This is a genomic window from Anaerolineae bacterium (assembly GCA_016931895.1).
Taxonomy (GTDB): Bacteria; Chloroflexota; Anaerolineae; order 4572-78; family J111; genus JAFGNV01.
The window spans coordinates 1-17,668 of the sequence record JAFGDY010000068.1; the positions used below are offsets into that span (position 1 = coordinate 1).

The following is a 17,668-nucleotide window of genomic DNA, read 5'->3' on the forward strand; positions in this document are numbered from 1 at the left end:
CCTGGGGGTCTATCTGGTTCATTTTTGCCCCATTTTACCATGCAGGAGTGACTTTTACTCAATCCTTATCCCGAACTCAGGTTAATAATAAAATCTTATAGCTTTTCGAATTGGGAGGTTCGAGAAATGGGACAACTAAAAGATTTAACGCTCCGGATGGCACAAGCAGTCGTCAGCAACGCCGACCAGGTCCAAGTTGAGGAAGTGGAAGGATCTTCCATGATAGTTCTTGAACTCAAGGTTGACCCTGATGATATGGGCCGGATCATCGGGAAGGAAGGTCGAGTGGCCAACGCAATGCGTACCCTGTTACGCACCAGCGCCGCCAAAGACGGCAAGCGAGTCAGCCTGGAAATCGTCTAAAAATTGGTAGTCCAAAAAATAAAAATCCCCTCTCACTTGAGGGGATTTTTTGTTGGTTTACTGACCAATACTCAGCAACCGTCCATCGCTACGGCCAAAGACTTCCGGGAAGTAGAACTCGGTAGCCAGAGTGGGAATAACGTGATAGTCGCCGGGCAAGGTGGCGCGCATGGTGTAGCTGTATTCGTAAGTGCCTTTGGGCAGGTAGTCGGCAAAGAGCACCACTTTTTCGTCACGCAGTTCGCTGCGGGAGTACCAGCGCCACCACCACCAGTACCGCGAGTCTTGCCGGGAGAGGGTGGGGTCCATTGCCAGCAGGCTGGTGGTGGCCAGGCCGGTGTCAATGGCCTCGGCCCCGGCGGGCAGCGGGTCTTCCACTACTACGTAGTAAAGGTCATTGGGCGCAATGATGGTCAGATCAACCCGGATCACCTCGCCCAGCTTGGCCTCGCGGACTTCATTGCAAACCACACTTTTGTCCTTAGCTTGTTTCTCCAGGCAGGAGGCCAGGGTGTAACGGCGGCTGACGATGATGCCCCGGTCGGCCGATTCAATTTCTTCCACCGGCAGGTACACTTTGAGATGGGCGGTGTAGTAAAGGCGGCCGTTGCCGTCGGTGCGGGCAATGGTGAGCAAATTGCCGGCGTCGGCCAGCAGATCGGCCACTGCCACTTTTAGTTTTACGCTTTCCTGCACATTCTCCCTGGTGGCCGCGCCGCTGACCAATTCCTCATCGTTCAGTAAAGCGGAATAGTCGTAGTCGGCTTCCAGCTCGCCCGTCACCAGCATCCAGTCGGTCAGGGCAATGAGCGCCCAGGCTGTTTCTTGAGTGGTTTCCCAGATGCCGTCTTTGCGAGCGACCATTAGCCAGCGCACCACATTGGGATTAAGGCCATTTTCCGGGTCCAATTTGGCCAGGGCCTCCAGAATGATGGCCGTGGAGCGGGTATCGGTGTTCATGGCCCACCAATCATATTGGGCTTCTTCCCAATGCGCGCCGGTGGCGCTGAGAATGGCCGCGTTGTTGATGTCGGATAACAGGGTGTCAATCTGGTCACGGTATTGCTGGTCGTTGGCCAGGTGCAAAGCCAGGGCCAGGTAAGCGCGAGCGTAGTGAGCCAATTTCTCGCGGGCTTCAAAAAGGTCTTCCAAAGAATCGCGTGGCGCCCGGCCCCCTTCGGCCAGGGCATAGAGTACAAAGGCGTGCCGGTTGGCGTCAAAAGTAGAATTGAGTTGGCGGGTGGTTTGCAAATGGTTGAGTAAAAAATTCTGGCCATTGGCCAGGGCCGTGGCCGACACGTCCACCCCGGCCTGATCGGCTTTGCTCAGGGCAAAAACCACGTAAGCCGTAATGTGAACATTGCTTTCGCTGCTGGACCACCAGCCCCAACCGCCGTCCGATTTTTGTTGAACGTAGAGTTTATTCAAACCCTCTTCCACCAAACCCGGTAGTTTTTCCGCCAGTTCTTGATTTTCAATACCCAACGATTGCAGGGCGCGCCAGGTGAGCACGTTGGGCAAAAAGCGGCTGACGGTCTGCTCGGTACATTCATAAGGGTAATGTTTCAGATAAGTCAGGCCGTCGCGCATTCCGGCAGCCAGGCTGGGGTCAAGCTGCACGCTCAACTCACCTCGCCGGTCGTCGTAAGTGGGTGGTAGCGCAATAACTTCCGTGCGGCTGCCGCCTGCGGTCAATTGGCCCGCCGTGCCCACAATATCCGGCGCGGTGTAGCGCAGCACCAGCAGCGAGCCGTCCGGGCCGGTGGTCAGGCGCGGTTTGGCGGCGTCGTTGTATTGGCCGTCGGTGCTGACCGCGGCAAAAACCAACTCGGCCTGGGGCGCATCCTTCACCATTACCTCCCAGGTCACTTTGGTTTCACCGCGGGCGGGCACGCTGACGGTTTGTTTGGCTGCGGTTTGTTGGCTTAAAAGCACGCCCTCGGCGGCCAGCGTAACCTCAACGTCCAACGCCTCGTCGGTATTATTGCTGACATTTGCCGCCAGTTGCGCTCGGTCGTCCACCACAAAAAAACGCGGGGCCACCGGGCGAATGAGCAAGGGTTTGGTTGAAACCAGTTCCACCGTCTGCTCGCCAACCAGGGTGTTGTTGGTGACGCCCACCCCGCGCATGACCCATGTGGTCAGGTTATCGGGCAGGGTGAGGGTAACTTGCGCCTGGCCGCGCTGATCGGTAACGATGAAGGGATTCCAAAAGGCGGTATCGCTGAACTCCTCGCGCACTTCCACGCCAGGAGGGATTTGGCCCTTATCCCAATAACCCTCACCGGCAGCTTCATCGGCGGCCACTTCTGATTTAGCCATTTCCAGAGTGGGTTCGGGTGCGGCGGCGGGGGCTTCAGCCATCATCAGTTCTTTTTCTTCGGGGGCGGCGGCCCCAACGTCGGATCGGGCCGCAAACTGCTCCTGATTCAGTTCCAGGTCTTCGGCCAGTTCCAGCATAAACCGGTTAGCCGAAACAGCCAGACCGCTGGCCGTGTTTATGCCCAGGCCGCGCCGGCCGTAATAGGCTTCCACAATGGCGTTTGGCTGGCGGGGTTGCAAGCTGAGCACAGCCTTATCCACCAAATCCAGCGAGAACTCAGCCGCTACCGCCTGGTCGTTCACATCGGTCACGGCCAAATTGTAAGTGACTTCCTGGCCGGGTTGGGCCTGCTCCACAGTGGGGGTCAGGGTGATGTAGAGTTCTTGGGCCGATGGCGTGACATCCAGAGGCAGGATACCCACTTTATAATCCGCCAGACGCGGCGAGTCCCCCCTGCGCGGTCCCTCCCGCCCCTGCACCAGCACCGCCGAGACGTAGATGTTGGGCGCGTAATCCGCGGTGATAGGCAGGCGATAGACCTGGCTGTTGCTGGTCATCTTGATCACTTTATGCTCAATAATCCGCCCGCGTTCAATGGTCAAGAGAGCCTCATGTTCGCCCGCAAAGGGAGAAGGAATGAGGATTTCGGCGGTTTCGCCGGGGGCGTATGCCACTTTGTCACTGATGAGGGTGATGCGGTCGTGGTTCTCGCGCCGCCAGGAAACGTCCTCCTCCCCGGCCACCCAGATGAAGATAGAAGAGCGAATATTGGAGCGCGGCAGATTTTCCGCCTCCTGGTCATTTTTTCCTGCCGGTTCAACCAGAGATTCGGCATCCTGGGCAATAACCTGGTACGACCCGCCTTTGGGCGGCGTGAACCGGGCTATGGCCTCGCCCTGGTCGTCGGAGGTCACGGTGAAGTTATCCACCAATTCTTTTTTGGTTTCGGAAGTCCAGTAGCCGCCGCCACTTTCATTTTCAATAAAGGTGTTAACCCACTCAAAACGGACAACTTGCACGTCAATGGTTTGGCCGGGCAGGCGTTCGGCGGCCCAATCAACGGCCACCAGGTCAACGGCCGTTTCCTGTTGGGCGTCGGCCACGTACTCTTGCGGGCTAAGGCCCAGGTAATATTTGCCTTTGTGGGCGATAAGGCGTTCTCGCCCGGAAATGAATTGGTTATCCGGCCCGGTGGCGGTCGCTTCGATGATCAGGCGATAGCTGCCCCCGCCCAACAATTGGTCAACTTCTTGACCGCTGAATTCCACGCTCAGTTGGCCGTCGGCGTCGGTTGCGCCGCTGCCGCTGAGCAGGTTGATAGGCGCCGGCGGCTCGTACCACCACCAGCAGTCAAAACAGATATAGGGGTCGTCGGAGTCGGTGAAACTGTAACTGCCCAGTTGCGGCGGCTGGAATTGATAGGTTTCGGCCAACAGATTCCAAGTAACCTCTGCTCCGGCCAGCGGCCCGCCAAAAAAGTAGTTAACGTTAATGGCAGCGGTGAAATCATCACCGCGCAATAATTCGTCAACACTCGGCTCAATCGTCACTTCAAATTCCGGCGGGCGATAGGCCGCCACCTGAAAGTAGTGTTCAAAGTATTGGTCGTCAAAATCAAGGGCCAGGGTGTAATTACCCAAACTGGCCCCGTCTTCCAATTGAATTTCACCATTGAACGCGCCGGAAGGCGTGAGGGGAACCATTTCATCCATAATAATCTCGGAAGCGGCGTCACGGATGGTCAGATGCACCTGGCCCAAGTCGGGCAGGCGAAAGTCAACATCGTCTTCGGCCCGGACAACGCCCTTAAAATACACGGTCTGGCCAGGGCGGTAAATGGGCCGGTCGGTGTACATGTGCACGTTATAATCCGGCAATTGGTAGGCCAGTTCCAGGCCAAATTCATAGGGGCTGATGCCGCGCGCCCAATTTTCGGAAACGGCGCTGAGACCCTGGTTACCATCCGGTAGAGCCACCGCCAAAATAGTGGAACGATAGGGCCGTTTGCCCAAATCCAACCGGGCAATGCCATCGTCATCGGTGGCGGCTGTGCCCAGCAGTTTGGCGTCTTCATCATAAAAATCAACTTTTAGATCCGCCACCGGTTGTCCACTGGCCAGGTTGGTGGCCCAGGCCAAAACGTCGCGCTGGCCGGCTTTGAGGGTGAGATTGGTTTCGGACACCACCAGCAAATGACGGCGGTTGTAATAGTAACCCTGGTCGGTCAGGTCGGGCGAGTCCGTGTCAAGGTAGTACAGGCCGGGGGCCAGGCTGCCGCCTCCGGCCACCAGGTCCACCACGTGAAAGGCGACTTCGTTGGCCGGGGCTTCTAGCCGTTCCTGCCATTCCCGGATGAGATCGGGGGCTTGGGGCTGGTAGTCGCTCCACTCCCAGGGCGGGCGGATAATAGCCTGCGGGTTGAGTTGATAGAGGCGCAGGTTGAGCCGATCCACGTTGACGTAGCTGACAAAAAGCTTGGCCGGCAGCGCGGCGTCGTAAGTGCCCACGATGTCGGGAATACGCAGTTGGTACGTTGGCTCCAGCGGGGCGGTGCGGTAACGGACGGTCAGGTTCTCGCGGGTTTTATTGCCGTAGGGGTCTTCGATGCCGGGGGTGAGGCGGACTTCATAATCGGTTGAGGGTTTGGAATCAAAGCTGATGCTAAAGCTGTTATCCCAGGGCGAGTAGTAAGTATAAACCTGAGTTGGCGTGATGGGTAGCGGCGGGGTCATAGAAACGTGGGGCATCACAGTGGCCGGGTTGATGGGGGCGTTGAAGATGATGCGAAAATCGGAGTAGGGCCACACGTCACTGTCGCCGTCTTGGGGTTCGGTGCCAATAATCCGGGGCAGGGGGACGGTGGTAAATTGGAAGGCGTAGGGGTTGAGCATACCCTGGCCCCCGGCGGGCGAGGCGATGCCGGCCTCAAGCGTAACCTGGTAGGTGGTGTCAAAATCCAGGCGGGTAGTGGGGGTAAAGGTAAGCACGCTATCCTGGATAAGAAACTCGCCGGGTAGATTGCGGCTAAATAAGCCGGTGGGGTAAAGTTCAAAATTGGCTTTAGCCGAGTCAGGGTCAATGGGCTGGCTGAAGGAAATTTGCACGGCGGTTTCGATGGGCACCAGGGTTTGGCCGTAGTTAGGCTCGGTAAAAACCACTTCCGGGGGCTGGGTGACAAAGTTCCACACAAAATCATCGGGCAGCAGGGTTTTGCCGGTCACGTCGGTGAGACCGGCTTTAACCCGGGCCTGGAAGTTTACGCCGCCGGGCAGGTTTTCGTCGGGCACAAAGGTATAGATGGAGGTATTGAGCCATTCGCCCTGGCCGGTGAGGGCCGGTTCAAATTCAAGGGGCCGGGGGAAATTTTGTGCCGCTTCCAGCGAGGTCAGCGGCACTACCGGCCGGTTGAACATAACGGTGATGGTGGGTTTGGTTTCTACGTCGGCGGCGCCATTGGCGGGGATAACCTGGGTCACTTCCAGGTAGCCGGGCGTGCTGAAACGGAAGGTGAACGGCTCGGCCAGGGGCGCGCCATCTTGAGCCGTGGCCGCCTGGGTTAAAATGGCGTCGTATATGGTGGCATATTCCAGGGATTGGGCCGGGGTGAAGCGCATGGTGCGCTCGTCGGGCCAGGTAATTTGGCCTTGAATGTTGCGGGGCCGGTCGGCGGCCAGTTGCAGGGTGAAGGCGCCGGCAATGCTTGCTTGATTCATCGCCCGGTCAAAAACAAGTTCAACGGCCCCATCGGTGGGCAGCTCTTCACCCCGGCGGGGAAAACGCTGGACGATGATGGGTGACATGGTTTCCGCAGGAACAGGGGTGTATGCAACCCGTGGGGGGGGCGGGGGCGAAGTAGGGGTAGGCGCGGTGGTCGCAACGGTCTCATTCGGGCTGGATTGCGCGGTGGCAGTGGGATTATCGGCGCAAGCCAGAAGCAAGAGGAAAAATGATAAGAGCAGAATGAGGGAGAGAATGGTTATTTGCGGCTTGGGCTTTGATGGTTGAGCACTTATTTTTTGGGGCATAGTTAGACTCCTTTAAGATGGCGTTAGCGGTAGTGGTAAAGTTATCACTGATGAGCGCCCTCTCCAGGAAAAGGGACAGAGCATCAGGTATGACATATCCTCTACCGGCGTTATCTTCATGATACATAGACGCCGAAATGGGTCAAGAGGTTCCCGTTAAATTGGCGGATTTTGGAAAAAAGAAACATCCCGCGCAAGGGATATTTCAATATTATGTAATGGTCAATAACATTTTGAACACAAGCGGGGGAAATTTTTACCGCCGAGACGCAGAGGACACCGAGGAAGAATAACAAAAACTCTGCGAACTCCGCGTCTCTGCGGTGTTTAATATCATCTTGACCACTACAGATATTTCAATATTAATGACAAACTGAGGTTAGATGACGAGGCTCAGTAGATCCAATTTTTAGATAGAGGGAAAGGTGGCGGTCACTTTTGGTCTGAAATTCAAGGCTATTTTCAAAAAAAAATCATCTTTTTTGTTATTTTAAGTAACTGTCAAATAATTACATGTTGAATTACCGAATCATCACAATGATGATAATATTACCGAAGGGTAATCATTGACACCCATTATCTCTTCTGCTAAAATTGCCATCATTAAGAACGGAACTTTTGTTCGGTTATTTATTCAGGAGGATAGTGATGCCTTCCATTGGGGCCGCAAGCAAGGGGTGGTCATCCTGCTGAGTGTTTTCAATGGCACTATCTCGGCTAGACTCGTATAAGCGCCGATAGTGACTTGGCTTCTGGACAAAAAAAGAGCAGGGGCGAGGTTTCCCCACTGCTCCCAACCTATAACTCAATACTTGTTATTGCTCATCGGCGTCATGCAAAATTCCGTCACCAAACAATCCAGCCCTCATTTATCATGCGCAAAAAAGGAAAATAGGAGCAGATCAATGACCAAACCAAAAGTATTCGTTACCCGGCTCATCCCAGAAAAAGGGTTAGACCAAGTGAAAGAATTTTGCGAGGCCGTCGTTTGGACCGATGAACTACCGCCGCCGCGCCAGATCATCCTTGAGCGGGTCAGGGGTGTGGACGGCATCTTATCCCTGCTGACCGACACAATGGATGCCGAAGTTATGGACGCAGCCGGGCCGGGCTTGAAAGTTATCAGTAACTATGCCGTGGGTTTTGATAATATTGACATCCCGGCAGCAACCAAACGGGGCATTCCGGTTGGTAACACCCCCGGCATTCTGACCGATACCACCGCCGACTTAGCCTTTGCGCTGCTAATGGCCGCAGCCCGTCGGGTGGTAGAGGGTGATAGATATACGCGGGCCGGTCAATGGAAAACGTGGGGGCCAAAGCTCTTACTGGGCGTTGACGTCCATGGGGCCACGCTGGGCCTGATCGGGTTTGGCCGGATTGGCCAAACGATGGCCAAACGGGCCTTAGGGTTCGATATGGAGGTACTCTATTATGACCCGATAAACACCGCTGATCTTGAGGCCAAGTCACTTCAAGCCCAATCCACCGATCTTGATACGGTGCTGCAAAAGTCAGATTTTGTCTCAATTCACACCCCCTTGACCGATGAAACCTACCACCTCATCAGTACCGAGGCCTTAAGCAAGATGAAGCCAAGCGCTATTCTAATTAACACTGCTCGCGGTCCCGTGGTAGACTCAACTGCGCTGTACCAGGCTTTGCAGGCAGGGCAGATTGGCTATGCCGCGCTTGACGTGACCGAACCAGAGCCTCTTCCCTTCGACAGCCCCCTGCTTGAATTGGATAATATCATCATTGTCCCCCACATCGCCAGTGCCAGCCGGGCCACCCGAGCCAAGATGGCTCAAATGGCTGCCGACAATCTGCTGGCGGGCCTGCAAGGCAAGCCCTTGCCAACCTGCGTCAACCCTGAGGTGTACCCGTAATTTTGAGTCTGCGGTGCTATAATTTGAGGGTAGAAGGGGCACATTTCAGAAACGGGATGCTCTGAATATGTAAGGTTAACGACTATCCGACTGACGACTTTAGAGTATCTTTTTATCCGGCCTCTTTGGGAAAAATTTTGCCCGGATTTAGGATATGCTGCGGGTCAAACGCGGTTTTGATGCGCCGTTGGAGCGCCAGCAAAGTTTCGTCCATAATCAGCGGCATAAACTCGCGCCGCTTGGAGCCAATCCCATGCTCGCCGCTGATGGTGCCCCCCAGTTTTCTGACGACCTGATACAGGTCGGTCAACACCGCTTGTTCTAACTGGGGCCATTGTTCCAATGGCGTTTCGGGGCGCTTGATAATTGTCGCGTGCAGGTTGCCATCGCCGGCATGACCGTAGCAGGGGATAATCACGTTGTACTTTTCAGACAAGCGCTCCAGTTCGGGCATCAGGTCAGGAATCTGCCCAAACGGCACCACAATATCTTCCAGGCTTTGGACCGCGCTGTAAAGCTTAAAGGCTTCGGCAATATTGCGGCGTATGGCCCACACACGTTCCTGCTTCGTAAAATTGTCGGCCACAAACACGTCAATCGCGCCGTGTTCCAGGCACAATTCAGCAATGGTTTCATAGTCCCGTTCCACTTGTTCCTGGCTGTTGCCGTCCACCTCAATCAGCAGCAGCGCGCCCGCCTGCTCGTAGGGAAATTCCTCGTTCAAATACTTGCATGTTGTTTGCGCAGAGAGCTTATCCATAAACTCAATGGCGGTGGGGATGATGCGCCCGTTGGTCATAATCTCGGGCACCATAGCGATAGCCATAGGCACATCTTTGAACAACACCAGCAAATCAACCTTGGCCGTTGGCAACGGCAGTAATTTTAAGATAATTTTGGTGAAAATACCCAGCGTTCCCTCCGAGCCGACCAGCAAATGTACCAGGTTGTAGCCGGTCACATCCTTAACCCGCTTGCCGCCCATTTCGACAATTTCACCCGTTGGCAAAACCACTTCCAGGCCCAGCACGTACCGGCCGGTCACGCCATACTTAATGGCCTTGCCGCCGCCGGCGTTCTCCGCCACGTTCCCGCCGATGAAGCAGGTCTCCACGCTCATCGGATAACCCGCGTAGAACAAACCATCCGGGGCAATGGCCTCGTTAATGGCATTTGTCACCGCGCCCGGCTCAACCGTCACGGTCATATTGGCGCGGTCAATTTCCAGGATGCGATTCATCCGCTCCACCGACAAGACGATGCCGCCGTAAACCGGCACCGCCCCGCCTGACAGGCCTGAGCCTGCGCCGCGCGGCGTCACCGGGATCAGCTCCCGGTTGGCCAGCTTCATAATCTCCGCGATTTCCGCCGCACTGTTGGGTTTGACCACCACTTCGGGCATATGCGCCAGGCTGGTATCGGCCACTTCATCGTGCGCATAATTGGCCAGCTTCTCGGCGTCGTCGTAAATGACGTTCTTCTCACCGACAATGGCGCGGAGGGCGGCCACTACGGTGGGGGTTACTTTTTGATAGGGGGTCATATTTTACCTCTCTAAATTTGGGTAGCTACAAGCTCGGCCACATCCTGAATCTTCAGTGACGGTGTCCCTCCGGTGGTACCGGCATCTTTGAGCATGCGGCCGCAAAAAGGGCACCCTACCGCCAGGGTTTCAGCGCCGGTAGCCGCCGCCTCGAGATAACGATGCATATTGACCGCCTGCGCGCCATGCTCTTCCTCTTTCCACATTTGTCCGCCCCCGGCGCCACAACAAAAAGAGTCGCTTTTGGCGTGATTCATTTCTACTAAAGTCGCGCCTGTTTTCGCCAGTATCTCACGCGGGGCATGATACTCACGGCTATACCGCCCCAGATAGCAAGGGTCGTGGAAAGTGATTTTTTCGGGTGTTTGGCGTGTCAATTTGAGCCTGCCGTTTTGTATCAATTCCGCGATAAATTGGGTGTGATGGCGCACCACATAATGGCCGCCAAAGTCGGCATATTCTTGGCCCAGGGTATGCAAGCAGTGCGGGCAGCCGGTTATAATAGTCTTCTTATCCGCGCCAATTTCATTGAGTAGCTCAATATTTTTTTGAGCCATTTGCGCAAAAAGATATTCATTACCTGCCCGGCGGGCTATATCCCCCGTGCAGGCTTCTTGTTGGCCTAACACGGCAAAGTTGACCCCGGCCGCGCGGAGCACGGCGGCGATAGCCCGGCTAATTTTTTGGGCGTCAGGGTCAAAGGCGCCGGCGCAGCCCACCCAAAAAAGGATTTCAAAATCACGATTTTCGGCCACCGTTGGCACGTGAAAATCGAGTGAATTGGCCCAACTGAGACGATTCTCTGACATTTGCCAGGGGTTGTTATTTCGCTCCATTCCGGTAAAAGCGCCTTTGAGTTGATACGGAAAAGCGCTTTCCATCAAAACTTGCTGCCGCCGCACCGCTAAAATGTCGGCCATAGGCTGATTACCTACCGGACATACTTCCACACAAGCGCCGCAAGTGGTGCAGGCCCAGACAGCGCTCTGGTTCAGGGCGTATTCCAAGAGAGGGCGCGGGTCGTGTCCAGGGGTAGCCAATTGCCCCATATTTTCCCGAATATAATAGCGTTTATTGATTTCCAGGGCCGCGGGCGATAATTCTTTGCCGGTCAGATAGGCGGGGCAAACGTCTTGACAGCGATTGCACATAATACACGCAAAAGCGTCAACCAGATGGGTTTGGTCCAGGTCGGTTAAGCGCGTCGCGCCAAATTGTTCAACGGTTTCGTCGTCAAAATTAAGGGGCGGCAGCCCGCCCCATATTTTGCGGGGCGGGCGGGTCACAAAGTTGAAAGGCCCCATCAGCAGGTGGATGTGCTTGCTATAGGGAAAATAGGGCAAAAAAGCCAAAATCAGGCCAAAAGCCAGCCACCAACTGACATGCCAGCCGGTTTCCAACAGGGTTGGTGAAAGTCCACGCCACAGGTGAGCGACGAAATTAGCGCCGGGCTGCCAAGAATTGCCGCCTTCCAGCGCCACTAGAAATGAGGTGTCTAAAAAGTGGAAACCGACATGCCCCACAATGAAACCGCTCACAATCAGCGAGTCTTTAAAGATACCAGACCATGCCAGGGGATGGAGTTTGACATTAGGCTGATAAGTCAGGGCCGGGTCTTTAGCCAGAAAACGGCGAATCACAAAAAAAGCCATCCCGGCCAACACGCTCAAGCTCAGGATGTCGGTTAACAGGCGGTAGATATTTCCGGCTAAACCAGTCCCCAAAAAACGAAAACCGGAGATGTACCCCTCAAATACAGCTGCCACATTCACCAAAAGATAGTAAAGAAAGCCCCACACCACCAAAAAGTGAAAAAAATAGGTGAACGGACGGTGGTAAATCATCCGGCCTTGCACGCTCAACGCCATTAAACCATCCCCCAACCGGCGCCAAAAATGGTCGAGACTGAGTCGGCTCTGCCCACGCCAGATAATTTTAAACATCCGGCCAAAATTCACGTAGGTAAAGTACAAAGAAATGAATACGGCCACAATAAAAAGAATTTTTTCTAGCGAGGTGAGCATATTTTACTTCCCCAAACGTTGCCGTAACTCCTTGGTTAGGGCCGGCGCGTATGCAAACAGGTCGCCGACAAGACCATAATGAGCATATTGAAAAATAGTGGCATCCGGGTCTTTATTAATGGCTACAATCACTTTTGCACTCTTCATGCCGGCCAAGTGCTGAATTGAGCCGGAAATGCCGCAAGCGATATAAAGATTGGGATGTACGGTTTTGCCGCTCTGGCCCACCTGGTAGGCATAAGGCAACCATCCGGCATCCACCACCGCTCGACTGGCCCCCACGGCTCCACCCAAAACATCGGCCAACTCCTGGATGACCGTAAAACCGTCTGCGCTGCCTACCCCACGCCCCCCCGACACGATAGTTCCCGCCTCAGTTAGACTAAGCGTCGTCGTGGGTTCAAAGCTCTCTATTTTGTTAACAATCTCCTCTTCAGCCATGACCGGCGGAATGGCGATGATCTCACCGGCTTGGCTGGGATTGCCCTCGGGTCGGGGAAAAACATGATCACAGATGGTGATGATATGGGGGTGAGCCTCGCCAAAAGTAACTTTGGCTAACAAGTTGCCGCTCAGGGCGGGACGGGTCGCCACCAGATGACCCTGCTCAATATTGACCGCGATACACTCTGAAGCCAGGCCTACCCCTAATTTAGCCGCCAGATAAGGCGCTAATTCTAAGCCTGCCGTGCTGGCCCCCATGATGATAAGAGCCGGTTCATATTTTTGAACCAGTGGCCGGATAATGGCCGTGTATGGCTCGGTCCGAAAATGTTTCAAGGTAACATCATTAGCGACCAAGACGCTGTTAGCGCCATAGCGAACCGCTTGTTCGGCCAATTCATTGACCTGCTCCCCCAAAACAATCGCCATACACCGACCCGCCAGCGCAGCGGCTATGCGCCGCGCCACCCCAAGCGACTCCCAGGCCACCGAGGGTACCTGACCGTCAGTTTGTTCAATCCACACCAAAACATTATTCGACATAATAACCCCTTTGTTTTAACCTTATATCACTTTTTCAGCCAAGAGTTTGTCAACCAAAACCCTGGCGGCGTCGGCCGGGGAACCGGCAATCGTTTCAACCGCAGCCTCACGTACCGGCGTTAAACTTACCTCCCATGTAACCCTGGCGCCGGCTGCGCCTACCTGACCGGCCTCCAGTCCCAAATCAGCCAGGCCCCAGGTAGGGATAGCGGCTTTGGCTGCCTTTCGTATCCCCATAAAGCTGGGCAAACGCGGTTGATTGATCTCCTTAACCACACTCAACACCGCCGGCAGCTTGCTGCTGACCGTTTCATAGCCGCCTTCGGTTAAGCGTCGCACGGTAATTGTTTTGGCGATAGGATCAATCTTGGTGATGGCGGCTACATAGGCCAGTGGAGGAATATCCAAAAGGGCGGCTACCTGGATAGCTGTCGCTGACATATTGTCATCAACCGCCGAACGTCCGGCCACAATCAGGTCATAATCGCCCACCTTATTGATCGCGGCCGCCAATACGCGCGCCGTGGACAAACTATCACCACCCTCCAAAACCGGGTCTGAAATCAGCATAGCCTCGTCGGCGCCCATCGCCAGTCCTGTTTTCAGCGCCTCAATGGCAGTGGGTTTACCCACGCTCAAGACGGTCACTTTGCCGCCATGCGTTTCCTTTAGTCGAATACTCGCTTCAAGCGCATATTCGTCCCACGGGTTAACGACTTTAGCCTCCCCTTTATTCATCAATGTTATGGCATCAACAGTAGATGAAAGTTGGGAGATGTCGGGCACCTGTTTAATTAAGGTGATGATGTTCATGACTATGACCTTTCTAATTTCTGTTAAAATTAGGACGACCAGGCTGGCAAAAAATTTCCACCCCGATAAGCAGTTATGACTTTACATAAGGTATCGTCTGCGGCCCTTCGGGTAAAACACAGATGCTCGCCTGGGGACCATATTTTTTTAGTAATTCGCTCACCGTGGCCTCAATTGAAGGACAGGGTTTGAGCAGGGCCATTTTAATTTGCGTGTCGGTCAGGTTATCGCTGCGCACGTACACGTTAGCTTTAAGCTGGATTTGGGCCTGAATTTGAGCCTGCCACTGGTCTTGCTTGAGAAAACCGGGGGCCAAGATGGTCTCCAGCAGTTCTTGTGGACTGCTGGCAGCGCGTAAAAGCTGACCGTACAGCCCGTGGTCGGGAATACCGTCCCAACAATCGGCGGCGATGATAATGCTGCCGCCCGGTTTGACCACCTGCGCGGCCGCGCTCATGCCTTTAACCGACTGGTACAGGTTGAGGTCGAGCGGGTAGCCGGAGTTGGTGGTGATCACAATGTCAAAGGGCTGCGGCACGGCGGCCATGGCCGTTTGTTTAACAAAGGCGCAGCCGGCGGTATGGGCAGTATCAAAGTTACCGGCAAACACCGCTGTCACCTGTTTATCGCGGTTGAGGGCCACATGCAGAATGAAGGTGGGTTTGACTGTGAGGGCGACCTCACGCACTTCTTCCCAGAGCGGATTGCCCCAGGTGACGCCCCAGGTGGCGTTGGGGTTTTTGAGTATTTGGGCGCTATGATTGCGCAACACGGTTTGTTGGCCGGCCATGCCCGGCATCACCATTTTGCCGCCGCCGGAAAATCCGGCGAAAAAATGCGGTTCAATGAAACCGGTCAAGATTTTTTTGTCACACGCGGCAAACTCGCGGTTAACCCAAATCTCATTGCCCCAACTGGTAACGCCCAGATGCGTCTGGGTAGATTGGTCAAAGGCGTTATTTTGAACGATACGATAGGTATCTACCAGGTCGTGGCCCAGCATGCCGCGCAATTCGGCCTTGGTGTTGGGGCGGTGCGTGCCGGTGGCATTGAACAAGGTAATGTTTGGCTGAGGCACGTGGGGTAACTCGGCCAGCACTGCCGGAATCAGCAGGTGACTCGGCGCAGGCCGGGTGATGTCGCAAAAAACAATGGCTACCTGGTCAGCGGGTTCGACCAATTCGCGCAAAGGCGGTGAGTCAATAGGTGCGCGAAGCGCCTCGCGCAAGGCCGCGTGAGGGTCGGGCAGGGCCGGCACGAATTTTGGCTCAACAATGGTTACATTCAGATTGTCGGGCAAGGTCAGGCCGAGGCCGGTTTTGCCGTAAGCTAATTTAATATTCATAATTGCTCAACCTAGCGCAAGACTTGTTTGGGCATATATCTTCTGGCGTTGACCCGGAGGTTTACCTGTTCTTCTGTTCTTCAGGCACAATTAGTATATCACGACTCTAGACCAACGACAACGATTCCGAATGCGCCCGCCAACTTGATACCTTTGACTTTCAGGAGCCCATCTGTTAAAATTGCCGTCACAAAAGCGGAACTTTTGTTCGGTTATTCAGGAGGATTGTGATGCATTCCACATATAGACTGTTTGGCTTTATTATTCTGCTGCTGATTGCCATTTTAGCCTGCTCTTTTGGTAGTGATGTAACGCCGGAACCAACATCTATCCCACCTGGTGACGGGCCCACTCAACCTGCCGATCTGGAAACCGCTACCGTGGCCCAGGTGGTAGATGGCGACACCATCGAACTGACCGATGGTCGTAGAGTGCGCTACATTGGCATCAACACCCCGGAGCGAGACCAGCCGTACTATCAAGAAGCCACCGAGGCCAATCGGCAATTGGTTGGTGGCAAAGAGGCCCAGCTTGAATTTGATCAGGAGACCTTTGACAAATATGGTCGCACCCTGGCCTACATCTGGGTGGAAGGGACAATGGTCAACCTAACAATGCTAAAAGAGGGCTTTGCCAACGCTTTTACCGTGCCGCCGAACGTAAGGTACGAAGAACAGTTTCGGGAGGCTGAACGTGAGGCTCGTGAAGCGGGACGGGGGTTGTGGGCCGGGTCGGATGTCGGTTTAAAAATCGTTGACATCCATGCCGATGCGCCGGGCAGCGATAAGGAGAATCCTAATGGGGAGTGGCTTGAGATTGCCAATCAAAGTAGCCAGCAGGTTCAGATGAGGGGCTATACCTTAAAAGATGAGGCCAATCATATTTATACGTTTGACAATTTTGAGGTTTTGCCGGGGAATAGTTTTCGTCTCTACTCAGGGCAGGGCCAGAATACGGCTACCGAGTTATACTGGGGGTTTTCCGGCGAGAGTGTGTGGAACAACGACTCGGATACGGCTTTTCTCAGGGATGGCCAAGGCGCGTTAGTTGACGTATTTACCTATTAAAACCTGGCCGGTTTTTGAAACCCGCCAGGTCTATTAAACAATTAGTTCTGCCGTTTTTGTCGCCGGATATTCCAAATGCCTGCCCCTACCAGCCCAACGATAATCACTATCGCGGCGGCTATAAACAATAGGGTATTGCGTTTGGTTTCCAGGATGCCACCACTATCGGGAATGTCAATGGGGTGGGGGGCCGGTTCGGCGGGAGCCACCGCCGGGGCTGCGGCCGGGGTAGCGCCTGGGGCGGGGGTTGGAGCCGCATCGGGCCGCACGGCCATGGGTGATGATTCTACCACTACGTCTACGTCGGTAGTTGAGTACTCGGTCAAGATGAGGGTCAACGTGTAAGGGTCTATTTGGTCCAGGGGCACCAGGTAAGCGCAGTCAAACGTAAAAACACCAGAACGCCAGTTAGCCCATCTCCGCCAGGCCGCAATAAAGACCGTCATCTTGTTGGAGCGCGCCCTGACTGTAGTGTAAAAACTTTCTACCTGGGCTAAATCCGGGTCCTCCGGGCCGGAAAGGCTGAACTCAAGCAGTTGCTCGCGCCAGGGCAAAATCGTCCACTCTTCAAAGGGGATGGCTGTCCAGTCGGTGCCGCCGGTGTGGTCAAAGGCAAGTTGCACTCTATGGTTAATATCGGGCGAGCTTGCTCCAGATTGCGCCTGAATGGTGCCGCTGATAGAAAAGAGGTAATCTTTACCGGGCACCACGTCAACCGTTTGATAAATGCCTAAGCGGGCGTCGGCCTGATCGGTGGATTGCATATAAACGGCCAGGGCATTAAAACTGCCCCAAAGTAGTTCTTCATCCTCCGGGCATACCAGCCGAAAGCCTTCATTGTTGTCAATATCGTATTTGCCAAAAGTATTGCTTTTGAACCAGCCCCAATAATGGGGAATATTGCCGATTTCATCAGGCTCAAATCCCAACTCCGGCACCGGATAGTAGCCTAATTCAAAACTGCCGTTATAAAAAAGGTTTTTACCGCGCGGCACCGGGGTGGGAGAGGGTTGGGGTGTTTGCCCGGCCAGGGGCCGGGCCTGGGCCTGGTCGGCCCACTGCACTGATAGGGCCAAGCCAATTAATAGAATAAGCGCCAGGCTGAACACCACTCCCAGTTGAAGCAATTTTTTAAAACATTGTCCCCGCATCGTTCACCTCACCGTGCTGCACCCTGCTTGTGTAGACATAATATACTTCAAATTATACCACTCTTTCCCAAAAAGATAAACTTTCCCGAAAAAAAGAATTAAACCCGGGCGCAAGATCGGCAGGATTCTCCTTTGATC

Annotated in this window: 10 protein-coding genes; 3 read left to right on the plus strand and 7 right to left on the minus strand. The window is 54.5% G+C overall.

The features are described from left to right. The first annotated feature begins 126 nt into the window (after positions 1-126). The gene (locus JW953_05410) at positions 127-363 is read left to right on the plus strand and encodes a KH domain-containing protein (protein MBN1992120.1); all 237 of its coding nucleotides are present in this window, start codon (positions 127-129) and stop codon (positions 361-363) included. A gap of 57 nt (positions 364-420) precedes the next feature. On the opposite strand, the gene JW953_05415 is transcribed toward JW953_05410, so the two are convergent. Further along, positions 421-6,711 (minus strand): Ig-like domain-containing protein, encoded by a 6,291-nt coding sequence (locus JW953_05415; GenBank protein ID MBN1992121.1) that lies wholly within the window; start codon positions 6,709-6,711, stop codon positions 421-423. Between the two features lie 905 nt (positions 6,712-7,616). Between JW953_05415 and JW953_05420 the strand changes: the two genes are divergently transcribed. Continuing rightward, positions 7,617-8,600 carry a D-glycerate dehydrogenase gene (locus JW953_05420; GenBank protein ID MBN1992122.1) on the plus strand — a complete coding sequence of 328 codons (984 nt, stop codon included), beginning with the start codon at positions 7,617-7,619 and terminating at the stop codon, positions 8,598-8,600. A 112-nt stretch (positions 8,601-8,712) separates the two neighbouring features. Here the strand turns inward: JW953_05420 and JW953_05425 are convergent, their stop codons facing one another. The 5 genes from JW953_05425 to larA form a co-directional block, all read right to left on the minus strand. Further along, positions 8,713-10,143 carry an FAD-binding protein gene (locus tag JW953_05425; GenBank protein ID MBN1992123.1) on the minus strand — a complete coding sequence of 477 codons (1,431 nt, stop codon included), beginning with the start codon at positions 10,141-10,143 and terminating at the stop codon, positions 8,713-8,715. A gap of 11 nt (positions 10,144-10,154) precedes the next feature. Continuing rightward, the gene (locus tag JW953_05430; GenBank protein ID MBN1992124.1) at positions 10,155-12,167 is read right to left on the minus strand and encodes a (Fe-S)-binding protein; all 2,013 of its coding nucleotides are present in this window, start codon (positions 12,165-12,167) and stop codon (positions 10,155-10,157) included. A gap of 3 nt (positions 12,168-12,170) precedes the next feature. Beyond that, positions 12,171-13,154, minus strand: coding sequence for an electron transfer flavoprotein subunit alpha/FixB family protein (locus tag JW953_05435; protein ID MBN1992125.1), 984 nt, complete (start codon positions 13,152-13,154; stop codon positions 12,171-12,173). 21 nt (positions 13,155-13,175) lie between these two features. Beyond that, positions 13,176-13,967 carry an electron transfer flavoprotein subunit beta/FixA family protein gene (locus JW953_05440; protein ID MBN1992126.1) on the minus strand — a complete coding sequence of 264 codons (792 nt, stop codon included), beginning with the start codon at positions 13,965-13,967 and terminating at the stop codon, positions 13,176-13,178. A 73-nt stretch (positions 13,968-14,040) separates the two neighbouring features. Continuing rightward, complete coding sequence (larA, locus tag JW953_05445; protein MBN1992127.1) at positions 14,041-15,312, minus strand: nickel-dependent lactate racemase; 1,272 nt, start codon at positions 15,310-15,312, stop codon at positions 14,041-14,043. A 230-nt stretch (positions 15,313-15,542) separates the two neighbouring features. On the opposite strand from larA, the gene JW953_05450 reads away from it, so the two are divergent. After that, a complete protein-coding gene (locus JW953_05450; GenBank protein ID MBN1992128.1) occupies positions 15,543-16,379 on the plus strand; it encodes a thermonuclease family protein in 837 nt (278 codons plus the stop codon). Between the two features lie 41 nt (positions 16,380-16,420). Here JW953_05450 and JW953_05455 read toward each other — a convergent pair whose 3' ends face one another. Next, positions 16,421-17,506 carry a hypothetical protein gene (locus JW953_05455; protein ID MBN1992129.1) on the minus strand — a complete coding sequence of 362 codons (1,086 nt, stop codon included), beginning with the start codon at positions 17,504-17,506 and terminating at the stop codon, positions 16,421-16,423. Positions 17,507-17,668: the final 162 nt, after the last annotated feature.